This window comes from Oceanicola granulosus HTCC2516, from assembly GCF_000153305.1.
GTDB lineage: Bacteria > Pseudomonadota > Alphaproteobacteria > Rhodobacterales > Rhodobacteraceae > Oceanicola > Oceanicola granulosus.
Genome location: NZ_AAOT01000082.1, coordinates 1 through 1,897 on the forward strand (window position 1 = coordinate 1; position 1,897 = coordinate 1,897).

2 protein-coding genes and 1 pseudogene are annotated in these 1,897 nt (G+C 69.1%); 1 reads left to right on the forward strand and 2 read right to left on the reverse strand.

The genetic code is table 11. The features are described from left to right. A partial coding sequence (locus OG2516_RS20130; RefSeq protein WP_040614828.1) for a hypothetical protein occupies positions 1-278 on the forward strand: 278 nt, incomplete at its 5' end. A gap of 51 nt (positions 279-329) precedes the next feature. Here OG2516_RS20130 and OG2516_RS00010 read toward each other — a convergent pair. Together OG2516_RS00010 and OG2516_RS00015 are read right to left on the reverse strand one after the other, a co-directional pair. After that, positions 330-1,096 (reverse strand): annotated as a pseudogene (locus OG2516_RS00010) (RlmE family RNA methyltransferase). Beyond that, a partial coding sequence (locus OG2516_RS00015) for a Ppx/GppA phosphatase family protein (protein WP_007253531.1) occupies positions 1,093-1,897 on the reverse strand: 805 nt, incomplete at its 5' end. The pseudogene OG2516_RS00010 and the gene OG2516_RS00015, both read right to left, overlap by 4 nt.

Sequence of the window (1,897 nt, forward strand, 5' to 3'; positions counted from 1 at the left end):
CGCTGGCCTTTGCCGACGTGCCGCGCGAATCGACGGGCGATGCCACGGCGATGATGGGCGCGCTGCAGCAGGTGGCGATCGCCACGGGCGTCGCGCTGGCCGGCGCGGTGCTGGAGGTCGGCATGGTGATGTCAGGCCGCGACCTGGCTGCGCCAATGGACTTCTCCGCCGCCTTTTTCGTGGTCGGGCTGGTCACCATGTCGGCGGCCTTCGCCTTCATCCCGATGGGCCGCGAGGCCGGCAGCGAGGTTTCGGGCCGCCGCGTTCCTGCCGAGTAGGGCGGCGCGGCTCCCGATGCGTCTGGCGAAAGCCGTATCCAGGGCCCCGCGTCAGCCGAGCGGGCCGGCCTCCTCATCGGCCTGGTCATGGACCCGGGGATCCTCGACCTCGTCTTGCAGGTTTTCGACTTCGGCGCGTTTGCCCTTGAAGCTCTTGGCGAGGATGTAGAGCTCCACGGAGCCCTCGCGGGAGGCAGGCGGCTTGACGTGATGGACGCTGACGAAATGCCGCTTCAGCAGCGTCAACAATTCGCGCTCGGTCCCGCCCTGGAAGGTCTTGGCAAGGAAATGCCCACCCGGCTTCAGGGTGCGGATGGCGAAGTCGGCGGCAACGTCACAGAGATGCATGGTCCGGATATGATCGGTCGGACGATGGCCGGTGGTCGGCGCGGCCAGATCCGACAGGACGATGTCCGGCGCCTCGCCGAGGGTTTCCATCAGCTTGTCGGGCGCCGCATCGTCGAGGAAGTCCATGAGCAGGATCGTCGCCCCGGCGACGGGTTCGACCGTCAGGTAGTCGATGCCGACGACCCGCACGTCCGCGGCCGTCGAGCCGGTGCGATCGACGGCGACCTGGCACCAGCCGCCGGGCGCCGCGCCCAGATCGACGATCCGGTGGCCGGGCTTCAGCAGCTTGTAGCGGTCGTCCATCTCGATCAGCTTGTAGGCCGCGCGCGAGCGGTAGCCGTCGGCCTTGGCGCGCGGACATAGGGATCGTTGAGCTGGCGCTCGAGCCAGCGCCGCGACGAGAGCTTGAGCCCGCGCTTCTTCTTGACCTTGACGGTCATGCCTCGACTGTCGCTGCGTCCGCCGCTCATGTCCCGGTATTCCTTGTCGGATCCCTGCGGCGCCAGACGCCATCAGCGACCATCATTTCCATCAGTAGGCCCTCGCGCAGGCCGCGATCGGCTACGCGCAGGGTGGGGGCCGGCCAGACCCTGCGGATCGCCTGCAGGATCGCGCAGCCCGCCAGTACCAGATCGGCGCGATCGCTGCCGATGCAAGGGTTGGCGATGCGTTCCTCGAAGCTCCAGCCGGCAATGCGGGCGACCAACTCGTCGGCTTCCAGATCCGTCAGCCAGAGGCCGTCGACCTGGCGCCGGTCGTAACGCTCCAGCTTCAGATGCACGCCGGCCAGCGTCGTGACGGTGCCGGAGGTGCCCAGGAGATGGAAGCGGTCCGTGCCGACCATCGCGCCGAGCTTGTCGCGGCCCTTGAAGCCGCGGATCATCTCGACGGTTTCCTGGATCATCGCCTCGAAGATCTCGGGCGTCACGTCGCGGCCGCCATGGCGCTCGGCCAGGGTCACCACGCCGACCGGCAGCGAGGTCCAGGCGACGATCTGCTTCGACAGCCGACGGGTGTCGCGGCCGCGCAGGTCGAGCAGCGCGATCTCCGACGAGCCGCCGCCGATGTCGAACAGCACCGCGCCGCGGGCCGAGCGCTCGATCAGCGATCCGCAGCCCGACACGGCCAGCCGCGCTTCGGTCTCGCGCGAGACGATCTCCAGTTCCAGCCCGGTCTCGCGCGCCACCTGCTCGATGAATTCGGCACCGTTCGCCGCGGCGCGGCAGGCTTCCGTCGCGATCAGGCGGCAGCGCACGACATCGCGCGCCGAC